Genomic DNA, 19,788 nt, shown 5'->3' on the forward strand with positions numbered 1-19,788 from the left:
GTTCTGATTATTGGTGGAGTCATTGACATGACACCTCTCGCTTGTTACCATAACATCAATATTCTTTTATAGAAGAGAAAGCGAGTGGATAACATGTGGGAGAACAAATTTGCTAAAGAAGGCTTGACGTTTGATGACGTCTTGCTCGTACCACGTCGTTCAAGTGTCTTACCGCGAGATGTTGATTTGTCAGTAACATTATGCGAAGGGATTACATTAAACATCCCTTTGATCAGTGCTGGAATGGATACTGTAACAGAAGCTCCAATGGCAATTGCAATGGCACGTCAAGGGGGTCTCGGCGTCATTCACAAGAATATGTCGATGGAAGATCAAGCCGAGCATGTGGATCGTGTTAAGCGTTCTGAGAATGGTGTCATTACAAATCCTTTTTATCTCACGCCAGAACGACAAGTCTATGATGCTGAATATTTGATGAGCAAATACCGGATTTCCGGTGTTCCGATCGTCAATAATGAAACGGAGCGTAAACTGGTCGGTATCTTAACGAATCGTGATCTTCGTTTCGTAAAAGATTACTCGACCGTCATCGAAACCGTCATGACGACAGAAGAACTGGTTACAGCAAAAGTCGGTACTTCTTTAGAAGAAGCAGAACAGATTCTCCACAAACATCGGATTGAAAAGTTGCCACTCGTTGATGAGAACGGTGTTTTAAAAGGATTGATTACAACAAAGGATATTGAAAAAGTTGAGCAATATCCACATGCAGCAAAAGATTCATTTGGACGTCTGCTCGTTGCAGCAGCTGTCGGTGTCACAAAAGATGCATCGGTTCGTGCCAAGTTCCTCGTAGATGCAGGAGTTGACGCATTGGTCGTCGATACGGCGCACGGTCACTCAGAAGGGGTTCTCGTGAAGGTACGTGAACTTCGTGATGAATATCCGAACTTGCCAATCATCGCAGGAAACGTGGCGACAGCTGAAGCGACACGTGATTTGATTGAAGCAGGTGCTTCAGTCATCAAAGTCGGAATCGGACCGGGATCAATTTGTACGACACGTGTCGTTGCAGGAGTCGGGGTTCCGCAAATTACAGCTGTCTTTGATTGTGCGACAGAAGCCCGCAAGCACGGTGTCTCGATTATCGCCGATGGTGGAATCAAGTATTCAGGGGATATCGTCAAAGCACTCGCAGCAGGCGGTCATGCTGTCATGTTGGGTAGCTTGCTTGCTGGTGTCGAGGAAAGTCCGGGAGAAATGGAAATTTACCAAGGTCGTCAATTCAAGACGTATCGTGGTATGGGATCGGAAGCTTCGATGAAGCGCGGTAGCCAAGATCGTTATTTCCAAGAAGCCGACAAGAAGTTTGTTCCAGAAGGAATCGAAGGTCGTGTGGCGTATCGCGGTAAACTCGGTGACTCTGTTTATCAACTCGTTGGAGGCATTCGTTCAGGAATGGGATACTGTGGTTCTGCTTCACTTGAAGAATTACGTGAAGAAACACAGTTTATCCGGATGACAGGTGCAGGTTTACAGGAAAGCCATCCTCACGACATTCAAATTACAAAAGAAGCTTCAAACTATACGCGTCAATAATTCAAAACCCTGCGGCCAATGAAGGTCGCAGGGTTTTTTGTGGATAACCTTGTGGATAAACTTACTGTAACTGCCAAGCTGAAACGAGCTCAGTAAGCCCTTGATTCAACTGTTGTTCTGTCAGACTTGCAAATCCGAGAACAATCTGTGGATGAACTGTGGATAACGGAAGTTGGGCATAATTTGATAAACCATACACTTGAATGGAAGATTCATTCGCCCGTCGCAGTAACTCCTGTTCGTCCATTCCGTTTGAGACGGAAAGGACGATATGAAGGCCGGCGCTTTCACCCGTCAATCGCAGAAACGGAACATCCCGGAGAGCGTGAACGACGACATCGAGTTTCCGACGGTAGATTTTTCGCATCCGGTTCAAATGTTTCTCAAAGTCGCCTTCTTTCATGAAGCGTGTCAAAATCGTTTGATCAAATCGGGAGACACTGCACGTGTAGTACGGAAATTCAGTTTGATATCGTTCTAGTAAAGGGCGGGGCAGCACCATATATCCGATTCGAAGGGACGGCATTAACGATTTTGAAAATGTACTCAGGTAAATCACCCGCTCACTGTCCATACTGTGCAAGGAAGGAATTGATTTTCCACTGTATCGGAATTCACTGTCATAATCATCTTCAATGATATAACGGCTATCCGATTCAGCTGCCCAGTTTAGCAGCTGCCGGCGTCGATTGACAGACAGAATACTGCCGGACGGAAACTGGTGGGCTGGTGTCACATACATCACATCGGCTGGACTTTGAATCAGAGAATGAATCGTTAAACCGTTTTGGTCGACAGGAATCGGAATGGTCTTTCGTTCATGACTTTCAAGGATTAAGCGTGTCGCATGATACCCTGGATCTTCAATACCATAAGTCGTCGATTTTCCTAACAAAAAGATGATTTGCGGCAGAAGTTGTTCGACGCCGGAACCAATGATGATCTGTTCTGGAGAACAGACGACCCCTCGTGAATGATAAAGATACGTCGCAATCTCAAGACGTAACGCTAAATCACCTTGCGGATGTCCGAGGGAGACGAGTGATTGATGTTGTTCATCGATGACATCCTTGGCATGTTTTCGCCAACGTGAAAAAGGAAAAGAGGAGCCGTCGATTTTACTTGGGTGAAAATCGTACCGCATGGTCGGTTTTTGATTTGTCCGTTGACTTGTCGGCAAAGGTGTTGTTTTAACATACGCCAGCTCTTCATACGCTAAGACGAAGTAACCTTTCCGGGAAACGGATTCGACATATCCTTCTGCGACCAATTGTTGATAAGCCAGTTCAATGGTCGTCTGGCTGAGATTTAAAAACTGGCCAAGCTTTCGTTTTGACGGTAATTTCGTCCCGTAGGCCAGGCGTCCTTCAATGATTTCCTGACGTATTTGTTGATACAGCTGTTCATACAACGGACGGTTTCCCTCCCGTACTAACTCAAACGATAACATGTCCATAGATTGTCTCCTTTTCACTGACCTGGTTAATTCATCATAAACTGATACTTTTAAAATAGTCAACGAAGAATATACTAAAAAGTATCAGCGATTGGAAATACTATCAATGTCTAGGGGGAGTTCAAAATGATGGAGCGACAACAAGGATCAGATCGTGTCAAACGAGGGATGGCCGAAATGCAAAAGGGTGGTGTCATCATGGACGTCGTGAATGCGGAGCAGGCTAAAATCGCAGAAGCTGCCGGTGCGGTGGCAGTCATGGCACTTGAACGGGTACCATCGGACATCCGGCGTGACGGTGGAGTGGCCCGGATGGCTGATCCACTCATTACAGAAGACGTCTTGCAGGCCGTGTCGATTCCGGTGATGGCGAAATGCCGTATCGGACATATCGTGGAAGCACGGGTTCTTGAATCATTAGGTGTTGATTTTATCGATGAAAGTGAAGTCCTGACGCCGGCAGATGAAGAATATCATTTGTTGAAATCGGCGTTTACAGTCCCGTTTGTCTGTGGAGCACGTGATTTAGGGGAAGCAGCACGACGGATTGCAGAAGGAGCGGCCATGATCCGGACAAAAGGGGAACCGGGGACAGGCAATGTCGTGGAAGCTGTTCGTCATATGCGGAAGATTCAAGCGCAACTTCAGCAGATTCTTCATTCACAACCCGATGAATTGATGACACGCAGTAAAGAGTGGGGAGGCTCTTACGAAGTATTACAACAGATTCAAGCAGCAGGGCGTCTTCCCGTCGTCAATTTTGCAGCGGGTGGAATTGCGACGCCGGCCGATGCCGCCTTGATGATGCATCTCGGAGCCGATGGTGTGTTTGTCGGTTCTGGTATCTTTAAATCGGAACATCCAGAACGCGTGGCGAAAGCTATCGTCGAAGCCGTGACGTATAAAGATGATTTCGAACGGATTGCCCATCTTTCGAGAGGACTGGGCACCGCGATGAAAGGAATCGATGTGACGTCGATGCCGTTTGAAGAACGGATGGCACCACGCGGATGGTAATTGGTGTATTAGGTGTCCAAGGCGCGGTCCGGGAACATCAGGAGATGCTTCATACACTCGGAGTCAAAACGATGATCGTCAAGTCGGCTGCGGACTTGGACGGGATCGACGGTTTAATCTTACCGGGCGGGGAATCAACGACGATACGCCGGTTGATTGATCGCTATGGATTGCTCGATGTCTTGCGGCTTCAAATTGATACGTTACCGATGTTCGGTACATGTGCCGGAATGATTTTACTGGCAAGTGAATTGAGTGAAAGTCCTGCCCATTTACGAGCCATCCCGATGACAGTAAAGCGAAATGCGTTTGGGCGACAAGTCGACAGTTTTGAGACATCTTTGATTGTCGAAGGCGTAGGGCAGGATATCGAAGCTGTTTTCATCCGAGCTCCTTTTGTCGAACAGGTCGGAGAAGGCGTACGCGTCTTATCTACGCTGGGAACAGCGGCCGTTGCCGTCGAGACGGACCTCCATCTCGCCTGCTCCTTCCATCCGGAGTTAACGTCAGACCGACGTCTTCATGACTATTTCATTCAAAAAATCAGACAGCGTAATGCTGTTTCTGTTTGATCAAAAGCAACAGAGAAACCGTCAGTTTCCGGCTGTCGGTTTCTTTTTTTGTGCTACACTGAAAAGATAGAACATCATTTGAAGGAGAGGACCGATGAAACGTCTTTTCACACTCTTCCTGAGTGTACTTATACTGACAGCTGGTTTGTCACCGATGACAGGCTATGCGGAAACACCGGACATTCAGGCGGAATCTTACATAATGGTCGATGCTGTGACAGGTAAGATCTTATTGGCTGAACAGGCTGAGTTGTCGTTACCGCCGGCTTCGATGACAAAATTGATGACACTTTATCTAGTGCGTCAGCAAATTGAGCAGAAAAAACTGTCGTGGAATCAAACGGTTCGACCAAGTGGAAAAGTGTTGAAACTTGCGAAAACACAAGGAATTGCCCGGTTACCGATTCGGAAAACAACGTATACGATTCGGGAACTGTATGATGCGGCCTTCATTAAATCGGCTAACGATGCTGCCGTCCTGTTGGCAGAAGTCATGGCTGGAACGGAAAAACAATTCGTCGAACGGATGAATGAAACGGCGGCCGCACTGGGAATGAAAGACACGGAATATGCAAATGCATCCGGACTGGATGCTGTCGATGCGACATTACCGGGAACGAACTTGATGACGGCGATGGATATTTCGCTTTTGATCATCCGTTACATTCAAGACTATCCGGATGTATTAGATGTGACGAAACGTTCATTCATTACAATCAATGGAGCGAAGGTGGAAAACTCCAATAAGATGTTGCCGCGTCAACCGTATGTATACAGCGGAATGCGGGGAATGAAGACCGGAACGACGGATCTTGCCGGTTACTGTTTTGCGAGTGTCGCAACCCGTGGGAATTTAACGCTCGTTTCGGTCGTCATGCGCACCAAATCGGATAAAGCCCGATTCGCCGAAACGAAAAAATTGCTCGATTATGGTTTTTCTTCTTTTGAACCGTTGACGTATTACGGAAAAGGAGAACAAATTAAAGGCGCCTTACCGATCCGAGGGGCAAAACAAGCCCGTTATGATGTTGTGACGAAAACAGCTTTATACGTGACGGTATTAAAAAATCAGCCGAAACCCCAGACGCCCGTCTTTCAATTTTCAAAAGCCGAAGCCCCTTTAAAGCGGGGTGAAGCCATCGGGACGGTCCAAGTGGAGGACGCCGGACGGTACTTGCCCGGCTTTTCCGTTCCTCAGGCTGTCGTAACCAGTGCTGAAAAAGTTGAACTGGCGAGCTTCCAGACACGTTTGTTCCGTGCAGTTTCGGCCTGGTCCAAAAAAATCAGTCAAGCGATTCATCAACCAACCCTTGTCAACCTTAAAGGGGATAGTGTAAAGTAAAGCTAATCTCATAATGATGTCATGAACGGACCAAGTAGAAGCATTTATTCTGTTAAGAGAGCTAGTGGGTGGTGCGAACTAGTCAGAAGGATACTTTGAATCGAGCCGGATCACACACCTTGCGAACAAGGTGCGGGTACGCCCGTTATCGCGTCTTTAGAGTTGGCTAGTACGACTAGCAATGAGGGTGGCAACGCGGATCCAGGTGATTCGTCCCTCTTCGGTTTTTTAGAACCGGAGAGGGATGGATTGCCTTTTTTTATTGAAAAAAAGGAGGAAATAAGATGATTGATATTAAACGTCTGCGTCAGGATTTTGACGCAATCCAAGAAAAACTAGCACACCGGGGGGAAGATTTGACGGACATGAACCGGTTCCTCGCACTTGATGAAAAGCGCCGGGAACTGATTGCGAAAACAGAAGTTCTAAAAGCAGAACGCAATGAAGCAACAAAAAAAATCGCAGAACTGAAACGCAACAAAGAAAATGCGGATGAGGCGATTGCGGCGATGCGTCAAGTCGGCGATGAAGTCAAAGCGCTTGATGAAGAATTGCGTGAAGTCGAAGCGACACTAAACCTGTTGTTGCTCGGGATTCCGAACATTCCCCATGACAGTGTCCCAATCGGTTCTACGGAAGACGATAATGTCGTCATCCGCGAAGTCGGCGATAAACCGGCATTTGATTTTGAAGCTGTACCGCACTGGGATTTGATGGAGCAATTAAAAATCGTTGATGTCGAGCGTGCCGGAAAAGTAACGGGCAGCCGATTCGTCTTTTACCGCGGTGCCGGTGCACGTCTCGAGCGGGCATTGATCAACTTCATGATGGATTTACACCAGGATAAAAACGGCTATACGGAAATTCTTCCGCCACTCATGGTCAACCGCGATTCTATGACAGGAACAGGACAGCTTCCGAAATTTGAAGAAGATGCGTTCAAAGTCGAAGACACCAACTATTTCCTTGTCCCGACAGCAGAAGTACCGGTGACGAACATGCACCGGGAAGAAATCCTGTCAGCCGATCAATTACCAATCGGTTATGCAGCCTACAGCCAATGTTTCCGGTCTGAAGCAGGTTCTGCCGGCCGTGATACCCGCGGTTTGATCCGTCAGCACCAATTCAACAAAGTGGAACTGGTCCGCTTCGTCAAACCGGAAGAATCATACGAACAGCTTGAGTTATTGACAGGACAAGCAGAAGACGTGCTGAAATTACTCAAACTTCCGTATCAAGTTTTAAGCATGTGTACAGCAGATCTTGGTTTCACAGCTGCGAAGAAATATGACATCGAAGTTTGGATGCCGAGCCAAGGTGTGTACCGTGAGATTTCTTCTTGCTCAAACTTTGAAGATTTCCAAGCGCGCCGGGCACAAATCCGTTTCCGTCGGGAAGCGAATGCCAAACCGGAATTCGTCCATACGTTAAACGGATCTGCACTTGCAGTCGGACGGACGGTAGCGGCAATTCTTGAGAACTATCAACAAGCAGATGGATCAGTTGTTATTCCAGAAGTACTTCGTCCATACATGGGCGGTCTTGAAGTCATTCAAGGATAAGTAGGAAGGGGGAGATTTCCCCCTTCTGATTTTTTAAAAAGTTTTTTTAGAAAAAGGCTTTACACAATAAAACCAAGATGCTATCATAATTTATGTCAGGAAGGCGCTCGTACAACACGACGCGCAATTATAAGTACGGAGGCGTACTCAAGTGGTTTAAGAGAACGGTCTTGAAAACCGTCAGGCGGCGAAAGCCGTGCGTGGGTTCGAATCCCACCGCCTCCTCCATTTCTTTTTTTTTACCTGAAAACTACATATAACTTGGAGGCGTACTCAAGTGGTTTAAGAGAACGGTCTTGAAAACCGTCAGGCGGCGAAAGCCGTGCGTGGGTTCGAATCCCACCGCCTCCTCCACTTCTTTTTTTTTTACCTAAAATTACATGTAACATGGAGTCGTACCCAAGCCCGGCTGAAGGGGACGGACTCGAAATCCGTTAGGGGTCGCAAGGCCCGCGTGGGTTCGAATCCCACCGACTCCGCTTATATAAGCATCTCCCATTCATGGTGAGGTGCTTTTTTATTGCTTCCATCGAGAGTGGCATGCTATGTTTTCCTACATCTTAGACAGAAAAAGGAGCAGCAACTATGACACTCACTAAACAAACGTTACTCACGCATTATCAGGACACGATGGATTTTGTTCGTGGTCTTGAACATATACCGGAAGAAGCATGGCGGACACCTTATGCGGAAGGGAAATGGACAGTCGCTGAAATCATTGGTCATTTATCGCCGTGGGACCGGTTCCTTGTCGCGGAACGCTTGCCATATATTTTGGCCAATGAGCCGTTCCGTGTGAAACCGGACAGCGAGGCTGTTAACGAAGAGGCTGCAAAAATGAGCCGGGAACAACAACGGATTTTGACGATTGATGAATTTTTAGTCAGCCGTGACCGGTTGCACCGTGCCGTTGAACTGATTCCGGAAGACCGGTTGACGGATACATTCACGTCAAAAGGAAAAACGATTTCGCTTCTCGACTTTTTAGGTGCCATGATGCAACACGATTTGCATCACCGGGCTCAAATTGAACAAGTAACCGTAGCATGAAAAAAAGCCCGTCGACCTAACCGTCGACGGGCTTTTGGATTAGCGGATTTTAGCTGTGCGGGCAACTTCAAGTTGTTTGTCGATTTTTGATAAAATCCGTTCGATGGATTCCGGTTCGTTCAACAAATCGTATTCGTCAATCGATAGACGAAGGACAGGGCAGATCGTGAAGTTATTGATCCAGTTCGTATAGCGTTCGTACATTTCTTCCCAATACTCGATTGGCGTTTGTTGTTCCATTTCGCGTCCGCGTAAACGAATCCGCTCTAAAACTTGTTCAAACGATCCTTCGAGATAAATCAGGAGATCCGGATGCGGGAAGAACGGTGTCATGACCATCGCGTCAAATAAACTCGAGTACGTTTCATAGTCTGTTGGCGACATCGTTCCTTTTTCGAAATGCATCTTCGCAAAGATACCTGTATCTTCGTAAATCGAACGGTCTTGAATAAAGCCGCCACCGTATTGGAAGATTTTCTTTTGTTCCTTAAAGCGTTCAGCAAGGAAGTAAATTTGTAAGTGGAAGCTCCACCGCTCGAAATCATGATAAAATTTGTCGAGGTAAGGGTTCGTATCGACTTTTTCAAGAGATGTCCGGAAACCAAGTGAGTCTGCTAGACCGTTTGTAATCGTCGATTTACCGATACCGACCATTCCGCCGATCGTGATGACGGCGTCTGCCGGGATGTTGTACTTTTCGCGTAACTTCGAGTTCATGCGTGGTTCGCTCCTTCATATAATTCATTGCGGATCTTTGTCAGGACATATTCTAAATCTTCCGGACGTTTGACGAAGTCGAGTTCATCTCCGTTGAAACGGATGACTTTCACTTCCGGATGTTTGAATTGATAATCCGTGACGAACGTTTCGTAATCAGCTGCCAGTTGTTCGAGGTAAGCACGTGACATGTTTTCTTCAATCTCACGTCCTCGTAAAGCAACACGTTTCATCAATGTGTCGATGCTTGCATCTAAATAAATGACGGCATCCGGTTTAGGCATATCCGTTGTCAGGATCGAATAGATTTGTTCGTACTTATCGAGGTGCTCGACTTTCAGAGAACGATGGGCAAAAATAAGATTTTTAAAGATATGATAATCAGCGACGACAGAGCGTTGCTTACTGAGATAGTGACGTTCGATATCATCGAGTTGCTTAAAGCGATTACACAGGAAGAACATTTCCGTTTGGAAACTCCATTCTTCAATGTCTTCATAGAACTTTCCAAGAAAGGGATTTTCTTCGACGATTTCGCGTAACATAGAAAATGAGAAATGGTGACTGATGGCGTTAGCAAGTGAAGTTTTTCCAACACCAATGGGTCCTTCAACCGTTATGAACATATTCAATTACCCTCCGTTCAGCAAAGTGCAATTTATATTTTAGCACAAAGCAGGGGCACCTGCCGAAGTTTCCCGGAGAGAATTTTTGTAAAGATAGGAAGTGTGATGATGGAACGGCATGAACACTATATGCACCTTGCCATTGAGGAAGCAAAAAAAGCAAAAGCCATCGGAGAAGTCCCGATTGGTTGTGTCATTGTTAAAGGGGATGAGGTGATCGCGACCGGTTATAACCACCGGGAAACGAATCATCAGGCGACGGCGCATGCAGAGCTGTTAGCGATCGAAGAAGCCTGCAGGAAGCTCGCCAACTGGCGTCTCGAAGGATGCGAACTCTATGTGACACTCGAACCTTGTCCGATGTGTGCCGGAGCCATCATGCTGTCGCGGATCGAACACGTCATCTTCGGAGCGGTCGATCCGAAAGGCGGCTGTTGCGGAACGTTGATGAATCTGGTTCAGGATGACCGGTTCAATCATGTGTCACAATTGACAGGTGGTGTCCTTGAACAGGAGTGTGGCGAGATGCTGACTACATTTTTCCGGGTGCTTCGGGCGAAAAAGAAACAACAGAAACGGGCAATGGGTTGCAACGGGACCGATGAAACAGTATAATGAAAAAGCACTCGAAACAAGTGCCACTAAAATACGATAAACCATTTGCCGTGCTAGGTGGGGATGTAGCGGTTCCCTGTCACTCGCAATCCGCTATAGCGAGACTGAATTCCATATCGAGGGATAGGATTGGTGTGGTCTGCCTTACGTAAGTAGCGTTGACGTTTGAGTCCTGCGCAACAGATACCCATGAACCAGGTCAGGTCCGGAAGGAAGCAGCCTTAAGTGGTGCTCTCTGTGTGCCGCAGGAGTGCTTGGACTGAGCAGGCTGCGTGAGTAACGCATGTTGAACCTATTTCAGAATATGGTGCGCGGCAGTTTAATTTTAGATAACAAGTCTACAGCCGGTTCCGGTTGTAGACTTTTTTAGGTAGAATAGAAAGAGGATTATAAATAGAGGAGGCGCAAACTTGGCCTATCAAGCATTATATCGGGTGTACCGGCCGCAACGTTTTGATGAAGTCGTCGGACAGGCCCACATTACCCGGACGATTCAAAACGCCTTGATGGAAGAACGGATGTCACATGCCTATCTGTTCTCTGGACCACGGGGGACGGGGAAAACAAGTCTGGCAAAAATCATTGCGAAGGCAATCAACTGTGAAAAAGCGCCTGTAAATGAACCATGCAACGAATGTCCGACATGTCGGGCGATTACAGAAGGATCAAGTCCTGATGTATTTGAAATCGATGCCGCGTCCAACAACGGTGTTGATGAAATCCGTGAAATCCGGGATAAGGTCAAATATCCGCCATCGGAAGCAGCGTACAAAGTGTATATCATCGATGAAGTCCATATGTTATCGACCGGTGCCTTCAATGCGTTATTAAAAACATTGGAAGAACCGCCGGCACATGCGATTTTCATCCTGGCAACGACAGAACCGCATAAAATTCCGGCGACGATTATTTCACGTTGCCAACGTTTTGATGTGAAACGGCATGAAGTGGATCAATTAATGGAACGGATGCAGTACATCTTGTCGGATCAAACGATCGGCTACACGGAAACGGCGTTACGATTGATTGCCCGGGCTGCGGATGGCGGAATGCGGGATGCATTAAGTCTGCTCGATCAAGCAGTTGCCTTTTCAAATGGAGACTTAAATGATGATGCCGTATTAGAAGTGACGGGTGCGGTCGAGGATGAAGCATTGCTCGCGGTCGCCAATGCCCTGCAAGCTCATCAAGTCGACCAGTTGTTGCAGACGCTTGAAAAAATGCAACGTGCAGGAAAAGACTTAAAGCGTTTCGTTGAAGATTTGGTGTTTTTCTATCGTGATACATTGCTACTCAAAACGTCTCCGACAGCAGTTGATTTACTGGAACGGGCTCGACCGACGGAAGCGTTCAAGACATTCGTCGAGACGATCGAGACAGAAACATGTTTCCATGTCATTGAACAGTTACATGACTGCCAGCAGCAGATGCGTTTGACGAACCATCCCCGTGTTCTAGTCGAGATTGCGTTCATTCAGATCGCGGAACAAGGACGGACGACAGGACAAATCATGCAAAGTTTGCAACAAGAGGTACGGGAACTGAAGGAACAGATGCATCAGTTAAAAGTGACCGGAGTCCCGGCTGCCGAAGGAGCCACTGCCCAACAGCCCGCTAAGCGAAAACAAGCACGACCGACAGTACGGATTGCCAAGGAAAGAATTCGGCAAATGTTGAGTCGTGCAGAGAAGACGCAGCTTCTTGAGATTCAAGAACGTTGGGATGCCATTTTGAAATTGATTCTAAAACAAGATGGTCCGATTTATTCTTTGGTACACGAAAGTAAACCGGTCTTATGCTCAGAGGATACGTTGCTGATTGAATTCGATAACGGAAAAGGATGGCACTTTGAACAGGTCATGACCAACGAACGGACGCGTTTCGTCATTGAAGAAGCGTTGTTTGAGGTCTGTGGCGTCAAACGTCAAATTCTTGCGATTCTCGATAGTGACTGGAAAGAACTAAAAGCAGAGTTTGTTGCGAAACGAAATAGTAGTAATATAGAAGAGAAAGAAGTGGCAGTCGAATCGGAAGAAGATCGATTGTTGTCCGAGACGCTCGGACGATTTGGTGATATCGTAGAATTCGAAGACTAATTTCAGTTAGAGGAGGAAGAATTATGCGTGGTATGGGGAATATGAACAATATGATGAAACAAATGCAAAAGATGCAAAAAGATATGGCGAAAGCGCAAGAAGAGTTAAAGGACTTGACGGTGACAGGAACGGCCGGTGGCGAAATGGTCTCAGTCGTAGCAGATGGTCATAAAAATATCATCGATGTCATCATTAAAGAAGAAGTCGTTGATCCGGACGATGTTGAGATGATTCAAGATCTCGTTCTAGCGGCTACGAATGATGCTTTGAAAAAAGTGGATGAACTCGTTTCGAGTAAGATGGGTAAATTTACACAAGGAATGAACATGCCGGGAATGTTTTAAACTGTAGGGGGAAACGAATTGCAATATCCTGAAGCAATCAGCCGCTTAATCGAAAGTTTTACGAAGTTACCAGGAATCGGTCCGAAAACGGCTGTCCGTCTTGCGTTCCATGTCCTTGATATGGAAGAAGACGATGTGCTGATGTTCGGAAAGGCCCTTGTAAGCGCAAAGCGTGATATTTCGTACTGCAGCATCTGTGGGAATATCACAGATAAAGATCCATGTTACGTCTGTTCTGATAAACACCGTAACCGGACAATCGTTTGTGTCGTTCAAGATTCACGGGATGTCATCGCGATGGAAAAGATGCGGGACTATCAAGGGTTGTACCATGTCTTACACGGGGCAATCAGTCCAATGGAAGGAATCGGTCCTGAAGATATCAATGTATCGAGCTTATTGACGCGCTTGCAGGCGGATGAAGCCATTACAGAAATCATTTTGGCAACGAATCCGAACATTGAAGGGGAAGCGACAGCCATGTATCTTTCCCGACTGCTGAAACCGACGGGTATTCGTGTTACCCGGATTGCCCATGGTCTTCCGGTCGGTGGTGATTTAGAGTACGCGGATGAAGTAACGTTATCCCGTGCCATGGAGGGAAGACGCGAGTTATGAATTGGTTTCGGAAAAAAATCCGGAGCGAATATGATGAACGTTTTCTTCGGGAACTGGCGCAGGCACAAGAAAACTACTTGATGAAACGCCGTTTGCTTGAAATCAGTTACGATGACTACGGTGATCTCGAAGCTCAAATGAAGCTGGCTGAATCCGTTTATTACTTCTATATTAGAGAAGCGAAGAAACGACGTGTCTCGCTACCGACTGTTCGCTTATAATGAAAAAAGAGGAAGGCTACCGCCTAGTAATGGGGAGGTAGCCTTCTTTTATCTTCTTTTTAAAATTAATTTAATAAAAGAGTTGTCAGGTTGTAATTATCGTGGTATATTAATTCTTGTCCTTAAGAGGATGAGCGCACTGCCGGAAACAAGAAAAAACTTCTTTCAAAAAGTTGTTGACTTATTGTTTCAGACTTGGTATTCTAATTGAGTCGCCAAAACAGGCGCGGACGAACTTTGAAAACTGAACGATGAGGCAAAAAACGTATCTTCGGATACAAAAAATGAATGAAGCGCAAGCTTCGTCAATGTGACTTCGGTCACAACAACGAGCAAGTCAAACACTTTATGGAGAGTTTGATCCTGGCTCAGGACGAACGCTGGCGGCGTGCCTAATACATGCAAGTCGAGCGCAGGAAGCTCACGGAACTCTTCGGAGGGAAGTGAAGGGAATGAGCGGCGGACGGGTGAGTAACACGTAAGGAACCTGCCCCAAGGATTGGGATAACTCCGAGAAATCGGAGCTAATACCGAATAGTTCTTCAGACCGCATGGTCTGATGATGAAAGGCGCTCCGGCGTCACCTTGGGATGGCCTTGCGGTGCATTAGCTAGTTGGTGGGGTAATGGCCCACCAAGGCGACGATGCATAGCCGACCTGAGAGGGTGATCGGCCACACTGGGACTGAGACACGGCCCAGACTCCTACGGGAGGCAGCAGTAGGGAATCTTCCACAATGGACGAAAGTCTGATGGAGCAACGCCGCGTGAGTGATGAAGGTTTTCGGATCGTAAAACTCTGTTGTAAGGGAAGAACAAGTACGAGAGGTAATGCTCGTACCTTGACGGTACCTTGCGAGAAAGCCACGGCTAACTACGTGCCAGCAGCCGCGGTAATACGTAGGTGGCAAGCGTTGTCCGGAATTATTGGGCGTAAAGCGCGCGCAGGCGGCCTTTTAAGTCTGATGTGAAAGCCCCCGGCTCAACCGGGGAGGGTCATTGGAAACTGGAAGGCTTGAGTACAGAAGAGAAGAGTGGAATTCCATGTGTAGCGGTGAAATGCGTAGAGATGTGGAGGAACACCAGTGGCGAAGGCGACTCTTTGGTCTGTAACTGACGCTGAGGCGCGAAAGCGTGGGGAGCAAACAGGATTAGATACCCTGGTAGTCCACGCCGTAAACGATGAGTGCTAGGTGTTGGGGGGTTTCCGCCCCTCAGTGCTGAAGCTAACGCATTAAGCACTCCGCCTGGGGAGTACGGCCGCAAGGCTGAAACTCAAAGGAATTGACGGGGACCCGCACAAGCGGTGGAGCATGTGGTTTAATTCGAAGCAACGCGAAGAACCTTACCAACTCTTGACATCCCCTTGACCGCTTGAGAGATCAAGTTTTCCCTTCGGGGACAAGGGTGACAGGTGGTGCATGGTTGTCGTCAGCTCGTGTCGTGAGATGTTGGGTTAAGTCCCGCAACGAGCGCAACCCCTATCCTTAGTTGCCAGCATTTAGTTGGGCACTCTAGGGAGACTGCCGGTGACAAACCGGAGGAAGGTGGGGATGACGTCAAATCATCATGCCCCTTATGAGTTGGGCTACACACGTGCTACAATGGACGGTACAAAGGGCAGCGAGACCGCGAGGTGGAGCCAATCCCAGAAAGCCGTTCCCAGTTCGGATTGCAGGCTGCAACTCGCCTGCATGAAGTCGGAATCGCTAGTAATCGCAGGTCAGCATACTGCGGTGAATACGTTCCCGGGTCTTGTACACACCGCCCGTCACACCACGAGAGTTTGCAACACCCGAAGCCGGTGAGGTAACCGCAAGGAGCCAGCCGTCGAAGGTGGGGTAGATGATTGGGGTGAAGTCGTAACAAGGTAGCCGTATCGGAAGGTGCGGCTGGATCACCTCCTTTCTAAGGAAAACGTCCCTTACGGGACATGCCCATCGTTCAGTTTTGAGAGCTCGTCTCTCAGTCTCGAAAGAGACACTCGCACCTTGAAAACTGAAGACATCAACAAGACATCAAATTTTTATAACCATGTCATTAGACGTGTGTTCTTAGAATACCAAAATGCTAGATCAAGGTATGAAGGGCGTACGGTGGATGCCTTGGCACTAGGAGCCGATGAAGGACGCGACGAACAGCGATATGCTTCGGGGAGCAGTAAGTATGCTTTGATCCGAGGATTTCCGAATGGGGGAACCCACCATCCGTAATGGGATGGGACATGTTACATGAATACATAGTGTAGCGTGAGGCAGACCCGGGGAACTGAAACATCTAAGTACCCGGAGGAAGAGAAAGCAAATGCGATTCCCTGAGTAGCGGCGAGCGAAACGGGAACAGCCCAAACCGGAGAGCATGCTCTCCGGGGTTGTAGGACACTCTATACGGAGTCAAAAAGGAAGACAGTAGGCGAACGACCTGGAAAGGTCGGCCGAAGAAGGTGACAGCCCTGTAGCTGAAACTGTTTTCCCTCCAGAGTGGATCCTGAGTACGGCGGGACACGTGAAACCCCGTCGGAATCCGGGAGGACCATCTCCCAAGGCTAAATACTCCCTAGTGACCGATAGTGAACCAGTACCGTGAGGGAAAGGTGAAAAGCACCCCGGAAGGGGAGTGAAATAGATCCTGAAACCGTATGCCTACAAGTAGTCAGAGCCCGTTAATGGGTGATGGCGTGCCTTTTGTAGAATGAACCGGCGAGTTACGATAGCGCGCGAGGTTAAGCTGATGAGGCGGAGCCGTAGCGAAAGCGAGTCTGAATAGGGCGCCATAGTGCGTTGTCGTAGACCCGAAACCAGGTGATCTACCCATGTCCAGGATGAAGGTCAGGTAACACTGACTGGAGGTCCGAACCCACGCACGTTGAAAAGTGCGGGGATGAGGTGTGGGTAGCGGTGAAATGCCAATCGAACCTGGAGATAGCTGGTTCTCCCCGAAATAGCTTTAGGGCTAGCCTCGAGGTTGAGAGTTCCGGAGGTAGAGCACTGATTGGACTAGGGGCCCCCACAGGGTTACCGAATTCAGTTAAACTCCGAATGCCGGCAACTTATACTCGGGAGTCAGACTGCGAGTGATAAGATCCGTAGTCAAGAGGGAAACAGCCCAGACCGCCAGCTAAGGTCCCAAAGTGTATGTTAAGTGGAAAAGGATGTGGCGCTGCCTAGACAGCTAGGATGTTGGCTTAGAAGCAGCCACCATTCAAAGAGTGCGTAATAGCTCACTAGTCGAGTGGCGCCGCGCCGAAAATGTAACGGGGCTAAACATACCACCGAAGCTGCGGATTCCGTAAGGAATGGTAGGGGAGCGTTCCAAACCGCTGTGAAGCTGTACCGTAAGGAGCAGTGGAGCGTTTGGAAGTGAGAATGCCGGTGTGAGTAGCGAAAAGAGGGGTGAGAATCCCCTCCGTCGAAAGCCCAAGGTTTCCTGAGGAAGGCTCGTCCGCTCAGGGTTAGTCTGGACCTAAGCCGAGGCCGAAAGGCGTAGGCGATGGATAACAGGTTGATATTCCTGTACCACCGATCCACCGTTTGAACAATGGGGGGACGCAGGAGGATAGTGACGCATGCGGATGGAAGTGCATGTGTAAGTTTCGAGACCGTCTGATTGGCAAATCCGTCAGGCACCAAAGTCGAGGAACGATGCGGAGTCCCGTAGGGACGAAGGTCACGATTTCACACTGCCAAGAAAAGCCTCTAGTGAGGTGGAAGGTGCCAGTACCGTAAACCGACACAGGTAGGCGGGATGAGAATTCTAAGACGCGCGGGATAACTCTCGTTAAGGAACTCGGCAAAATGGTCCCGTAACTTCGGGAGAAGGGACGCTCTACATGAGTAGAGCCGCAGTGAATAGGCCCAAACGACTGTTTAGCAAAAACACAGGTCTCTGCTAAATCGCAAGATGACGTATAGGGGCTGACGCCTGCCCGGTGCTGGAAGGTTAAGGGGATGGGTTAGCGCAAGCGAAGCTTTGAACCGAAGCCCCAGTAAACGGCGGCCGTAACTATAACGGTCCTAAGGTAGCGAAATTCCTTGTCGGGTAAGTTCCGACCCGCACGAAAGGCGTAACGATTTGGGCACTGTCTCAACGAGAGACCCGGTGAAATCATAGTACCTGTGAAGATGCAGGTTACCCGCGACAGGACGGAAAGACCCCATGGAGCTTTACTACAGCCTGATATTGAGGCTTTGTGCATGATGTACAGGATAGGCGGGAGACGTCGAGACCGGAGCGCCAGCTTCGGAGGAGTCACCCTTGGGATACCGCCCTTCATGCATAGAGTCTCTAACTCGCAGCCGTCATCCGGCTGGAGGACCGTGTCAGGCGGGTAGTTTGACTGGGGCGGTCGCCTCCTAAACAGTAACGGAGGCGCCCAAAGGTTCCCTCAGAATGGTTGGAAATCATTCGTAGAGCGCAAAGGCAGAAGGGAGCTTGACTGCGAGACCTACAAGTCGAGCAGGGACGAAAGTCGGGCTTAGTGATCCGGTGGTTCCGCATGGAAGGGCCATCGCTCAACGGATAAAAGCTACCCTGGGGATAACAGGCTGATCTCCCCCAAGAGTCCACATCGACGGGGAGGTTTGGCACCTCGATGTCGGCTCATCGCATCCTGGGGCTGGAGTAGGTCCCAAGGGTTGGGCTGTTCGCCCATTAAAGCGGTACGCGAGCTGGGTTCAGAACGTCGTGAGACAGTTCGGTCCCTATCCGTCGTGGGCGCAGGAAATTTGAGGAGAGCTGTCCTTAGTACGAGAGGACCGGGATGGACGCACCGCTGGTGTACCAGTTGTTCCGCCAGGAGCATCGCTGGGTAGCTACGTGCGGACGGGATAAATGCTGAAAGCATCTAAGCATGAAGCCCCCTCCAAGATGAGATTTCCCTTTGAGTAATCAAGAAAGACCCCTCAGAGACGATGAGGTAGATAGGTCACGGGTGGAAGCATGGCGACATGCGGAGCTGAGTGATACTAATCGGTCGAGGCCTTGTTCTAGCAGATGATCTTGTTGATGACTTCAGTTTTGAGGGCGCGAGCCCGTCGTCTGGTGACGATAGCCAAGTGGTCACACCCGTTCCCATGCCGAACACGGAAGTTAAGCACTTGAACGCCGAAAGTAGTTGGGGGCTTCCCCCTGTGAGGATAGGACGTTGCCAGGCATACTTTTTTAATAAAGTATTTGACAATTTTGACAGATTGATATAGTATTATAGAAGTCGTCAAGTTACCACGGTCCTGTGGTGTAGCGGTTAACATGCCTGCCTGTCACGCAGGAGATCGCGGGTTCGAATCCCGTCAGGACCGCCATTTTTATTTACCGAAACTTTTTAGTATGGCTTTGTAGCTCAGTCGGTAGAGCAGAGGACTGAAAATCCTCGTGTCGGCGGTTCGATTCCGTCCAAAGCCACCATTACACCTGCCGGTGTAGCTCAGCTGGTAGAGCAACTGACTTGTAATCAGTAGGTCGCGGGTTCGACTCCTGTTGCCGGCACCATCTTAATATGGCGGTTGTGGCGAAGTGGTTAACGCACCGGATTGTGATTCCGGCATTCGTGGGTTCAATTCCCATCAGTCGCCCCATTTTATTTTTAACTTCATACTATTTGTGTCATTAGCTCAGTTGGTAGAGCATCTGACTTTTAATCAGAGGGTCGCAGGTTCGAATCCTGCATGACACACCATTTTTTTATGCGGGTGTGGCGGAATTGGTAGACGCGCTAGATTTAGGATCTAGTGTCTTTGACGTGGGGGTTCAAGTCCCTTCACCCGTACCATTTATATTTATGCGGAAGTAGTTCAGTGGTAGAATACGACCTTGCCAAGGTCGGGGTCGCGGGTTCGAATCCCGTCTTCCGCTCCAATTTTTTCATATAAGAAACATCAAATAGCATAATTTGCGGTCGTGGCGGAATGGTAGACGCGCTAGGTTGAGGGCCTAGTGGTGGCAACACTGTGGAGGTTCAAGTCCTCTCGACCGCACTTATTATGCACCCTTAGCTC

The 19,788-nt window shown here is 48.4% G+C and carries 14 protein-coding genes, 12 tRNA genes, 3 rRNA genes, 1 other RNA gene and 1 other annotated feature (1 of these 31 cut by a window edge); of the genes, 27 read left to right on the forward strand and 3 right to left on the reverse strand.

Translation table 11 applies throughout. The features are described 5' to 3' along the window. Window positions 1–93: 93 nt before the first annotated feature. The gene (gene guaB / locus AC3IRK_RS00055) at window positions 94–1,560 is read left to right on the forward strand and encodes an IMP dehydrogenase (RefSeq protein ID WP_012368922.1); all 1,467 of its coding nucleotides are present in this window, start codon (window positions 94–96) and stop codon (window positions 1,558–1,560) included. A gap of 61 nt (window positions 1,561–1,621) precedes the next feature. On the opposite strand, the gene pdxR is transcribed toward guaB, so the two are convergent. Next, entirely contained in the window at window positions 1,622–3,016 is a 1,395-nt protein-coding gene (gene pdxR / locus AC3IRK_RS00060; RefSeq protein ID WP_489170233.1) for a MocR-like pyridoxine biosynthesis transcription factor PdxR, read from the reverse strand. Between the two features lie 129 nt (window positions 3,017–3,145). Here pdxR and pdxS point away from each other — a divergent pair, with 129 nt between their 5' ends. The 8 genes from pdxS to AC3IRK_RS00100 all read left to right on the forward strand — a co-directional run bounded on the left by pdxS (window position 3,146) and on the right by AC3IRK_RS00100 (window position 8,559). Beyond that, complete coding sequence (pdxS, locus tag AC3IRK_RS00065) at window positions 3,146–4,033, forward strand: pyridoxal 5'-phosphate synthase lyase subunit PdxS (RefSeq protein WP_489170716.1); 888 nt, start codon at window positions 3,146–3,148, stop codon at window positions 4,031–4,033. After that, window positions 4,027–4,605 carry a pyridoxal 5'-phosphate synthase glutaminase subunit PdxT gene (gene pdxT, locus AC3IRK_RS00070; protein ID WP_131973723.1) on the forward strand — a complete coding sequence of 193 codons (579 nt, stop codon included), beginning with the start codon at window positions 4,027–4,029 and terminating at the stop codon, window positions 4,603–4,605. The genes pdxS and pdxT overlap by 7 nt, the downstream gene beginning before the upstream one ends. A gap of 94 nt (window positions 4,606–4,699) precedes the next feature. Further along, a complete protein-coding gene (locus AC3IRK_RS00075; RefSeq protein WP_131504508.1) occupies window positions 4,700–5,947 on the forward strand; it encodes a D-alanyl-D-alanine carboxypeptidase family protein in 1,248 nt (415 codons plus the stop codon). A gap of 12 nt (window positions 5,948–5,959) precedes the next feature. Then, window positions 5,960–6,168: a binding site (T-box leader), on the forward strand. A 63-nt stretch (window positions 6,169–6,231) separates the two neighbouring features. Beyond that, window positions 6,232–7,509, forward strand: a complete 1,278-nt coding sequence (serS, locus tag AC3IRK_RS00080; protein ID WP_131504507.1) for a serine--tRNA ligase — start codon at window positions 6,232–6,234, stop codon at window positions 7,507–7,509. A 137-nt stretch (window positions 7,510–7,646) separates the two neighbouring features. Further along, window positions 7,647–7,737: transfer RNA gene (locus AC3IRK_RS00085), tRNA-Ser, on the forward strand. Between the two features lie 35 nt (window positions 7,738–7,772). Beyond that, window positions 7,773–7,863: transfer RNA gene (locus AC3IRK_RS00090), tRNA-Ser, on the forward strand. A 35-nt stretch (window positions 7,864–7,898) separates the two neighbouring features. After that, window positions 7,899–7,988: transfer RNA gene (locus tag AC3IRK_RS00095), tRNA-Ser, on the forward strand. 106 nt (window positions 7,989–8,094) lie between these two features. Next, window positions 8,095–8,559, forward strand: coding sequence for a DinB family protein (locus tag AC3IRK_RS00100; RefSeq protein WP_131504506.1), 465 nt, complete (start codon window positions 8,095–8,097; stop codon window positions 8,557–8,559). 39 nt (window positions 8,560–8,598) lie between these two features. Here AC3IRK_RS00100 and AC3IRK_RS00105 read toward each other — a convergent pair whose 3' ends face one another. After that, window positions 8,599–9,276: a deoxynucleoside kinase gene (locus tag AC3IRK_RS00105; RefSeq protein WP_012368928.1), complete on the reverse strand. Its 678-nt coding sequence runs from the start codon at window positions 9,274–9,276 to the stop codon at window positions 8,599–8,601. After that, complete coding sequence (locus AC3IRK_RS00110) at window positions 9,273–9,902, reverse strand: deoxynucleoside kinase (RefSeq protein WP_131504505.1); 630 nt, start codon at window positions 9,900–9,902, stop codon at window positions 9,273–9,275. The genes AC3IRK_RS00105 and AC3IRK_RS00110 overlap by 4 nt, the downstream gene beginning before the upstream one ends. Before the next feature lie 108 nt (window positions 9,903–10,010). Between AC3IRK_RS00110 and tadA the strand changes: the two genes are divergently transcribed. The 18 genes from tadA to AC3IRK_RS00200 form a co-directional block, all read left to right on the forward strand. Further along, window positions 10,011–10,517 carry a tRNA adenosine(34) deaminase TadA gene (tadA, locus tag AC3IRK_RS00115; protein ID WP_489170234.1) on the forward strand — a complete coding sequence of 169 codons (507 nt, stop codon included), beginning with the start codon at window positions 10,011–10,013 and terminating at the stop codon, window positions 10,515–10,517. A gap of 48 nt (window positions 10,518–10,565) precedes the next feature. Beyond that, an RNA gene (gene ffs, locus AC3IRK_RS00120) (signal recognition particle sRNA large type) lies at window positions 10,566–10,832 on the forward strand. Between the two features lie 95 nt (window positions 10,833–10,927). Further along, a complete protein-coding gene (dnaX, locus tag AC3IRK_RS00125; protein ID WP_214856012.1) occupies window positions 10,928–12,613 on the forward strand; it encodes a DNA polymerase III subunit gamma/tau in 1,686 nt (561 codons plus the stop codon). 23 nt (window positions 12,614–12,636) lie between these two features. Then, the gene (locus AC3IRK_RS00130) at window positions 12,637–12,957 is read left to right on the forward strand and encodes a YbaB/EbfC family nucleoid-associated protein (RefSeq protein ID WP_012368932.1); all 321 of its coding nucleotides are present in this window, start codon (window positions 12,637–12,639) and stop codon (window positions 12,955–12,957) included. Window positions 12,958–12,975: 18 nt separating this feature from the next. Then, window positions 12,976–13,575, forward strand: a complete 600-nt coding sequence (gene recR / locus AC3IRK_RS00135; protein WP_012368933.1) for a recombination mediator RecR — start codon at window positions 12,976–12,978, stop codon at window positions 13,573–13,575. Continuing rightward, a complete protein-coding gene (locus AC3IRK_RS00140; protein WP_026827023.1) occupies window positions 13,572–13,796 on the forward strand; it encodes a YaaL family protein in 225 nt (74 codons plus the stop codon). The genes recR and AC3IRK_RS00140 overlap by 4 nt, the downstream gene beginning before the upstream one ends. Before the next feature lie 345 nt (window positions 13,797–14,141). After that, window positions 14,142–15,703: ribosomal RNA gene (locus AC3IRK_RS00145) — 16S ribosomal RNA — on the forward strand. A 165-nt stretch (window positions 15,704–15,868) separates the two neighbouring features. Further along, window positions 15,869–18,783 (forward strand): 23S ribosomal RNA (locus AC3IRK_RS00150). Window positions 18,784–18,831: 48 nt separating this feature from the next. Then, a 5S ribosomal RNA gene (gene rrf / locus AC3IRK_RS00155) occupies window positions 18,832–18,947 on the forward strand. Together the 16S, 23S and 5S rRNA genes with 9 tRNA genes alongside form the textbook arrangement of a ribosomal RNA operon. A gap of 72 nt (window positions 18,948–19,019) precedes the next feature. Continuing rightward, window positions 19,020–19,095: transfer RNA gene (locus AC3IRK_RS00160), tRNA-Asp, on the forward strand. A gap of 27 nt (window positions 19,096–19,122) precedes the next feature. After that, window positions 19,123–19,198 (forward strand) — tRNA-Phe (locus AC3IRK_RS00165). Between the two features lie 8 nt (window positions 19,199–19,206). Beyond that, a tRNA-Thr gene (locus tag AC3IRK_RS00170) sits at window positions 19,207–19,282 on the forward strand. A gap of 10 nt (window positions 19,283–19,292) precedes the next feature. After that, window positions 19,293–19,368 (forward strand) — tRNA-His (locus tag AC3IRK_RS00175). Between the two features lie 25 nt (window positions 19,369–19,393). Beyond that, window positions 19,394–19,469 (forward strand) — tRNA-Lys (locus tag AC3IRK_RS00180). A 9-nt stretch (window positions 19,470–19,478) separates the two neighbouring features. Continuing rightward, window positions 19,479–19,562 (forward strand) — tRNA-Leu (locus AC3IRK_RS00185). An 11-nt stretch (window positions 19,563–19,573) separates the two neighbouring features. After that, a tRNA-Gly gene (locus tag AC3IRK_RS00190) sits at window positions 19,574–19,648 on the forward strand. A 36-nt stretch (window positions 19,649–19,684) separates the two neighbouring features. After that, window positions 19,685–19,767: transfer RNA gene (locus tag AC3IRK_RS00195), tRNA-Leu, on the forward strand. A gap of 8 nt (window positions 19,768–19,775) precedes the next feature. Continuing rightward, window positions 19,776–19,788, forward strand: a tRNA-Arg gene (locus tag AC3IRK_RS00200); it runs 61 nt beyond the window's last position.

It is taken from the genome of Exiguobacterium sp. GL_137 (assembly GCF_057834585.1).